The organism is Paracoccus sp. (in: a-proteobacteria), from assembly GCF_030536915.1.
Taxonomy (GTDB): Bacteria; Pseudomonadota; Alphaproteobacteria; order Rhodobacterales; family Rhodobacteraceae; genus Paracoccus.
The window spans coordinates 1-7,665 of the sequence record NZ_JAUNPC010000111.1 but is presented as its reverse complement, the minus strand read 5'-3'; the positions used below and the strand labels follow the sequence as shown (position 1 = coordinate 7,665).

The following is a 7,665-nucleotide window of genomic DNA, read 5'->3' as shown; positions in this document are numbered from 1 at the left end:
AGAGCCGATTGCCCGCTGGTGTTCAGGGGGCTTTCTGCCAACCCTTCCCGAGAGCAGCGAAGCCCTCGACATGCTGCTTCTGCGCGTGCCGAAGCCCCGCAAGGTCGGACGTGACGGCATCCGCTTCATGGGACGGCGCTATGTCGAACCAACCCTGGCCGCCTTTGTCGGCGAACAGGTCGACGTCCTCTACGATCCGCGCGACCTGGCAGAGGTCCGGGTCTACCATAACGGCGCATTCGTGTGCCGCGCCCTTTGTCCCGAGCACATCAAGGCGCCATCCCTCGCAGCCATCCGGAACGCAAGACGACAGACGAAAGAACGACTGAAGCAATCCATCGCCGACGACGAGGTTCGTCATGAGCACAATGCAAGGTCCGATCCCGACCACCACCACCCCCGGCGACCCCGCTTCGGGGGCCTCAAGCTTTATGCCGCCGACGATTGAGTTCCGCCGGGAGATGCCCTTTGTCGAAACGCGCGAGCACGCGCGCTTCTCGGAGTTCGCCCTTGCCTGCACGGCCGACCGCTACATCGGCGTCTGTCATGGACGCCCCGGCGTCGGCAAGACGCGTTCCGCCCGCCACTACGCGGCCTGCCCGAACCTGTCCGGCTACGTCCCGATCAAGCCGATCAGTCCGGATATCGCGGGCGCCATCGAAGGCTGCCGTGGATTCTTCTTCACCGCGCCTGTTTCCAACACGCCCAAGATCATCAATGACCGGCTGCAACTCAATCTGTTCCGCCTCGGGCATGCACGTCTGGCTCTGGCAAGCATGACAGGAGATCCCGAAATCGCCGTCCAGGCTGAGGCCGCGTGCCCCTTGCTGATCGTGGACGAGGCGGACCGGCTCAGCATCGCATCGCTTGAACATCTGCGAGATCTTTATGACCGATACGGGTTCGGGCTCATCCTGATGGGAATGCCGGGTCTGGAAAAGAAGCTTGCCCGCTATCCGCAGCTCTACTCGCGCATCGGCTTCGTGCATGAGTTCAAACCTCTGCGCGAAGCCGAGATGCGACTGGTCGCGGCGAGGCACGGAGCTGTCTTCGGGATCACCTTCGATCAAGAGAGTCTGGAAGGCATCGAGGCACTCGCCGCCGTGATCCGCCTGACCCGAGGCAACCTCCGCCTTGTTGAACGCCTGCTTGCGCAGATGCGAAGGATCATGGACATCAATGCCGCCACAAAGGTCACGTTGGAAGTTGTCGAAGCCGCCCGTGACCGGCTCGTCATCGGGCCGGGTGACTGACAAATAGCGCCAGCAGAACCCTGCCATTTAGCGCTGAAATCTACACCTTCCCGGGAAAGCAGGACTCACAGCATCTCAAAAAGACAGTACGATAAAAATTGCAGTGATGGCACCCTTAACGTACAATCTGGCCATGAAGAACGTCCGCATCGGATATGCTCGCTGCTCCACCGACAAACAGGACCTGACGGCACAGCGTGAAGCGCTGATCGGCCTCGGCGTCGATCCCGAGCGCGTCTACACTGACCACGGTCTCACCGGGCGCAATCGCGACCGCCCCGGCTTGGATCAGGCCCTCGCGGCCGTCCGCGAAGGGGACACCCTGGTGGTGGCCAAGCTCGACCGCCTGGCACGATCCGTCCCGGACGCGCGTGAGATTGCCGCTCAGCTGCAAGGCCGAGGGGTCAAACTCGCTCTGGGAGGCGCGGTCTATGACCCCAGTGACCCTATGGGAAAGATGTTCTTCAACATCCTCGCCACCTTCGCCGAGTTTGAATCCGACCTGATCCGCATGCGCACCCGCGAGGGCATGGCCGTGGCGCGCGCCAAGGGCAAGCTGCGCGGCAAAAAGCCCAAGCTCTCCGACCGACAGTCCCGCGAACTTCGCCGCATGTACGACACCAGCGACTATTCGATCAGTGATCTCGCCGAGGTCTTCTCCGTCTCGCGTCCCACGGTCTACCGAACCCTTCAACGGCACCCAGCCGCCACTTAGCGCTCAAGAACACCCGCCACATAACGATCAAACTCACAACCGCGCGACATACTGTTACCGGCAAAAAGGGCCGATATCGGTGAAAAACCCCTGCCGCAAAATGTGGTAGACCGGGACTGGGCGCTTGAGATCAGGCCTCCCTTCGGGGTGTCCGGGCGAGGCGCCCTTCCAAGGGAAGGCTGGGGTCGCGGCGGGGCCTGCAGGTCAGACCGGGGTCAGCTTCACGAGGCGCTTCAGGTTCTGGGCGGTGGCGGCGAGGAGGAATTCTTCGGTTGCGCCCGCGAGCCCTCGGAGCCGCAGGCGCCGCAGCTTGAGATGCCTCTTCAGATGCGCGAACAGCATCTCGACCTTTTTCCGCCGCGCCCGCGCAACGGCGTAAGCGGCGGTGCTGGCCAGATCCCGGACGCTCTGCCGCGCATCTTCGTCGACCAGCCGGACGAGCGTCCGCGTCGATCCATCCGTACAGTCCGGCTTTCGCGGGCAATGGCGACAGGCCGATGCCGAGGGGCGGTACCGCTTTACGCCCGTTTCCGGGGTGATGCTGCGCAGGATCAGGTTGTGACCCTCGGGGCACACGAAACAATCGCGCGCGCGGTCATACGCGAATTCATCCCGCGTCAGCTTGCCATCTGTCTGCCCCTTGCGATCCAGGACCGGAACGAAGGGCGTGACATTCCTCTCCAGCAGCCACGCCAGGAAGGGCGCGGTCCCATAGCTCTTGTCGGCGGCCAGAGAGGCCGGGGCAAACCCCACGCGATCCCGGCTGCGTTCGAGCATCGCCTTCGCAGCGACGATCTCCTGGCTCAGCCGCGCGGGGGTCGCCTCGACGTCCACGATGATCGCGTTCTGATCGTCGACGAGGTAGTTGGTCTCGTAGCTGAAACGGCCCGGGCCATCCTTCGTGCTCCATGCGGGCTGGGGATCAGTCTGCGAGATCACCTTGGGGGCTGGGTGCACGGGACCCTCCCGCTCTTCGCTGGCCTCTGCGTCCAGCTGCTCGAGATAGGCGCGCACAGGCCGAGTCACGTCATCTGCCATCCTCCACGCAGCCTGCAGATCACCCGGCGCCGCGCGTTTGTCGCGGTTGGCGTCGGCCTCGACCGTGCTGCCGTCGACAAGGGCACCTGCTCCACCGACCAGGCCGGCGTCCATGCAGCACCGAAGCACCATCTCGAAGACGCTGCGTAGGACATCGCCCTGGGCAAAGCGGCCGTGCCGGTTCTTCGGGAAGCTCGATCGATCTGGGACGCGGCCCTCGAAACCCAGCCGGCAGAACCACCGGTAAGCCAGGTTCAGATGAACCTCCTCACACAGGCGCGTCTCGGATCGGATGCCGTAGAGGTAACCCACCAGCAGCATCCGGATCATCAGTTCCGGGTCGATCGAGGGCCGGCCCACCGGACTGTAAAGCGCCGCCAACTGCGGGCGGAGATCGTCGAAGCACAGAACCTGATCGATCCGGCGCAGGAGGTGATCGGGCGGGATGAAATCCTCCAGCCGAAGTTGATAGAACAGCGCCTCCTGCGCCGACAGACGTCCCATCATGGCCATGCCCTCCGCGCCCTCTCAGGCAAGGGAATCACGCGTAGCTGCGCCGGGCAACGGCCATCTCACAACATCTGGGGCCGAGGGTTTTTCACTGATATCGGCCGTTTTTGAGGCGCGCTAAGAGCCACCAATTTTTATAGTTTACTAAATCAGTCTGGCATGTTTTTGGTCGCCTTAAAGAGGGACCGATTCATGACCAGATCCACCACGACACTAGCAACCATCTTGCTCGCCCTGCCCCCTGCGGCACTGGCGCAGACCTTAACAACCGGCGCGCAACCTACGCCGACGACCACGCTCGACGAGATCGTCCTCATTGCCACCGGCATGGAGACTGAGGTGCTGAAAAGCCCCTCGTCAGTCAGCGTCATCACCGCCGACGCCATCGCCAGGAAAGGCGCGCGTTCGGTGGGTGACCTGCTGGCCGACGTCCCCGGCGTTTTCGTCGAGGAACAGGGGATCGAGCGCATCCGCATTCGCGGCGAAAGCTCGCGGCGGGTGGCGATCCTGCTGGACGGGCAGAAGCTGACCGACCACACCGGCTATGGCCAGCCGGTGCTGATCGACCCCGGCAGCATCGAGCGCATCGAGGTCGTGCGCGGCGCCTCCTCGGTCATTGCCGGAACCCAGGCGATCGGTGGCGTGGTCAACATCGTGTCCAAGAAAGGTGCCGACGAGCCCTTCGTGGGCGAGTTCGGGCTGACCGGTTTTTCGGCGACGGGGGGCTATCGGGCCACGCTTGGCCTGTCGGGCCAGCAGGGCGATTTCGACTGGCGGCTGGGGCTTGGGAAATCGCGCCAGGGCGACCGCGAGACGCCGGACGGGACGCTGGCCGAGTCCGATACCAATGACGAGAGCGCCAACCTGCACCTGGGCTATCGCAGCGGCAACCACTATTTCGGCGCCGGCCTGCAGGCCTTCGACCTTGCCTCGAACGTCTATACGGGCGATCCGAATTTCACCATCGCGCTTCCAAAACGGGACCTGCGCAAGCAGTCGCTGTTCTATGAGGGGACCGACCTTGCCCCGTGGCTGTCGCTGTTGCGCGCGGACGTCCATCGCCAGACGATCGACCGCGATTTCACCAATGATGTCAATGTTGCGATGGGTCCGGGCAGGGGGATGCGGATCCTGTCGGGCTCGGTCGACGAGCAGCTGACCTGGGGGGCGAGCCTCAAGGCCGAGATGGGCTTCGCGGCCAACCAGCGCACCATCGTCGGGCTGGAATACGAGGATGACGGCCTTGTCACCGACAAGACCACCCGGACGACCATGACCGGCATGGGACCGTTCCCGATCACCACGACGCGGGTCGGACATGACGATGCCTCGGTCCGCACATGGTCGCTTTATGGCCAGCACGAAGTTGACTTCACCCCGACGCTGACCGGAACCTTCGGCGCCCGCTGGTATCACGTCGAGGCAGAGCTGAACGATTCCGTCGCCAACGGCGTGGCCCAGCCCTTGCGCGACACCAGCGACAGCCGGGTGCTCGGCTCGGCGGGGCTGGTCTGGTCGCCGGACGAAGATACCAGCCTGCGCGCCAATATCTCGCAGGGCTATATCTATCCGACGCTCGCACAGCTGTTCCTGACGACCACCGGTGGCGGCGGGCCGATCGTCGGCAACCCGGACCTGCAGCCCGAACGGTCGATCACCTACGAACTGGGCGCGCGGACAGACCGCGGACCGCTGACCCTGGATGCGACCGCGTTCTACTCCGCCTCGCGCGATTATATCGCGATGGTCGGGGTCGATGAGAGGACGTCGACCTATCAGAATGTGAATGAGGCGCGCAGCTTCGGGGTCGAACTCGCGGCCGAATACCGGACAGCTCTCGGCTACACGCCATATGTTTCGGCGGCCTGGATCCGCAGGAAGTTCGAGTTTGCGAACGGCTTCACCACCTATGACAGCGGCAACCCGGATCTGTCCGGCCGGCTGGGTGTGCGCAAGGACTTCACGATGCCCGGCGGTATCCTGACCGCTGACCTGTTCCTGCGCGGCGAAAGCGGTGCGGTCAGCCGCAGCGCATCGGGCGCGATCGGTGACGAGGCCGCGGGCTGGACCACGATCAACCTGCGCGGCGAGTATGCGATGGACAACGGCGCAGTGATTTCGGCTGAACTCGGCAACATCGGCAACCGCAGCTATCATCCAATCGACCAGTATCCGGGCGCCGAGCGCAACCTTGTCATCTCGACCAACTTCCGGTTCTGACGATGCTCAAGGCGGTTCTGGTGATCCTGACCCTCGCCCCGGGCGGCGCCACGCATCTGGCGCTGTCCCCGGCCGACGACGCCGCCGATTGCGAGGCCAAGCGCGATGTGGTGACGCAGATCCTCGAGAATGCGGGCGCGAAGGTGACGGCCGCGGCCTGCGGACAGACCGATCTGTCTTTCACGCCCTATATCCACGGCGCGCCGGAAGCTGCCTTTGTCCACCGCTGGCGGGTGATGTTAGGCAAAAGCGGGCCGGTCATCACCCAGCTTGCACCCAATGAGGGCTGCGCCGAAGCGCGCGAGGCGAGGCCGCCCGTTCTGTGTGCCGTGTCGCCACAGTCAGTGCTGGACTAGCCGAGCCGCGCTCCGCTCCAGACAGCCACAAATCCGGAGATTCCATTGTATTGTATGAATGTTGTCGGATTGGTCCGGGACCGGATTCACATCAGGTGGCGGTTTTTCGACGCAAGCGGGCGGCGCTTAAAGTCAATTGCCGTCACGACCGCCGGGGTCTCGCTTGTGCTGACCTGCCTTGTGCCTGCCGGCTTTGCGCAGGCGCCGCCCGTCCCCCCGGCCGCGCTGCCTCACGACCTCTCGCCTTTGGGGATGTTCCGGCAGGCGGACATCGTGGTGAAGGCGGTGATGATCGGGCTGGCGGCTGCCTCGGTCGTGACCTGGACGATCCTGGTGGTCAAGCTGGCTGAGTTCGCGCGGGCGGGTGCCGCGATCAGCCGGGCCGCGCAGAGGATCGAAGCGGCCGCGTCGCTGCGCGAGGCTTTGCAGGGTGCGGACAGCCGCAGCGCCGACGCGCGGATGCTGCGGGCCACGGCGCGCGAGTTGAACCGCTCGGCCGGTGCACAGTCGGGTGTCCGGGACCGGATCGCATCCCATCTGGCGCAGATCCAGTCGCGCGCCGCGCGCGAGATGGGGCGCGGGACGGGCATCCTCGCCACCATCGGCTCCACCGCGCCCTTCGTCGGCCTGTTCGGCACCGTCTGGGGGATCATGAACAGCTTCATCGGCATTTCCGAGGCGCAGACCACCAATCTCGCGGTGGTCGCCCCCGGCATCGCCGAGGCGCTGCTGGCGACTGCTCTGGGGCTGGTCGCGGCCATTCCGGCGGTGGTGATCTACAACGTCTTCGCCCGGGCGATGGGCGGCTACAAGCTGCGACTGGTCGAGACGGCGGCGGGGATCGAGCGGCTGGTCAGCCGCGATCTGGACCGCGCCGGCGCTGGCGAGAGGGTCTGAGCCGATGGCCGGCGGACTGATTGACGACGACGAGCTGACCGAGAGCCACGAGATCAACGTCACCCCGTTCATCGACGTGATGCTGGTCCTTCTGATCATCTTCATGGTCGCGGCGCCCCTGGCGACAGTTGACGTGAACGTCGATTTGCCGGTGTCGAACGCCCCGGCGGCGGGGCGGCCGGATACCCCGGTCTGGCTGTCGGTCGGCCCCGATCTGGCTCTCTCGCTGGGAAACGAGCCCGTGGCGCCGGATGCGCTGCGCGCGAGACTGGACGCGCTCACCGACGGCGACCCCGAGACCCGTATCTTTCTGCGCGCCGATCAGGCGGTTGCTTACGGCGATCTGATGGGCGTCATGAACCGGCTGCGGGACGCCGGCTATCTCAAGATCGCGCTGGTCGGGCTTGACCCGGCCAGCGCTCCGCCCGTTCCGCAAGGCGCAGCGGGCGGGCCGCAGCCATGAGCGCGTGGCGGGCAGGCCGGGCAGCGCTGTGGGGATCGGTGGCTGCGCTGGTGGTGTCGGCCCATGTCGCGGTCGCGGCCTGGGCCATGCGCCAGCATGTCCCGGGCATCCCGGCGGCCCCCGAGGCATTCGAGATCGAACTGGCGCCGCCAGAACCTCTCGCCGAGCCGGCACCGGCCGTCGAGCCGGCACCACCCGAGCCGGCGCTCGCGG

The 7,665-nt window shown here is 65.2% G+C and carries 8 protein-coding genes and 1 pseudogene; 8 read left to right on the top strand and 1 reads right to left on the bottom strand.

The features are described from left to right. The 3 genes from Q4F04_RS13905 to Q4F04_RS13895 all read left to right on the top strand — a co-directional run. Window positions 1–448: Mu transposase C-terminal domain-containing protein (locus tag Q4F04_RS13905; protein ID WP_303370403.1), on the top strand; the 448-nt coding region annotated here is incomplete at its 5' end. Continuing rightward, window positions 432–1,253, top strand: coding sequence for an AAA family ATPase (locus Q4F04_RS13900; RefSeq protein ID WP_303370402.1), 822 nt, complete (start codon window positions 432–434; stop codon window positions 1,251–1,253). The genes Q4F04_RS13905 and Q4F04_RS13900, both read left to right, overlap by 17 nt. Before the next feature lie 133 nt (window positions 1,254–1,386). Further along, window positions 1,387–1,968: a recombinase family protein gene (locus Q4F04_RS13895; protein WP_303370401.1), complete on the top strand. Its 582-nt coding sequence runs from the start codon at window positions 1,387–1,389 to the stop codon at window positions 1,966–1,968. A gap of 204 nt (window positions 1,969–2,172) precedes the next feature. Here Q4F04_RS13895 and Q4F04_RS13890 read toward each other — a convergent pair whose 3' ends face one another. After that, window positions 2,173–3,513: an IS1182 family transposase gene (locus Q4F04_RS13890; protein ID WP_303370400.1), complete on the bottom strand. Its 1,341-nt coding sequence runs from the start codon at window positions 3,511–3,513 to the stop codon at window positions 2,173–2,175. 195 nt (window positions 3,514–3,708) lie between these two features. Here Q4F04_RS13890 and Q4F04_RS13885 point away from each other — a divergent pair, with 195 nt between their 5' ends. From Q4F04_RS13885 to Q4F04_RS13865, 5 genes and pseudogenes are all read left to right on the top strand, one after another. Next, window positions 3,709–5,736, top strand: coding sequence for a TonB-dependent receptor (locus Q4F04_RS13885; protein ID WP_303370399.1), 2,028 nt, complete (start codon window positions 3,709–3,711; stop codon window positions 5,734–5,736). A gap of 20 nt (window positions 5,737–5,756) precedes the next feature. Then, the gene (locus Q4F04_RS13880; protein ID WP_303370398.1) at window positions 5,757–6,092 is read left to right on the top strand and encodes a hypothetical protein; all 336 of its coding nucleotides are present in this window, start codon (window positions 5,757–5,759) and stop codon (window positions 6,090–6,092) included. A 165-nt stretch (window positions 6,093–6,257) separates the two neighbouring features. Beyond that, the gene (gene exbB, locus Q4F04_RS13875) at window positions 6,258–6,989 is read left to right on the top strand and encodes a tonB-system energizer ExbB (RefSeq protein ID WP_303370397.1); all 732 of its coding nucleotides are present in this window, start codon (window positions 6,258–6,260) and stop codon (window positions 6,987–6,989) included. A 4-nt stretch (window positions 6,990–6,993) separates the two neighbouring features. Further along, entirely contained in the window at window positions 6,994–7,452 is a 459-nt protein-coding gene (gene exbD / locus Q4F04_RS13870) for a TonB system transport protein ExbD (RefSeq protein WP_303370396.1), read from the top strand. Continuing rightward, a pseudogene (locus tag Q4F04_RS13865) lies at window positions 7,449–7,665 on the top strand (hypothetical protein); the annotation flags it as partial. The gene exbD and the pseudogene Q4F04_RS13865, both read left to right, overlap by 4 nt.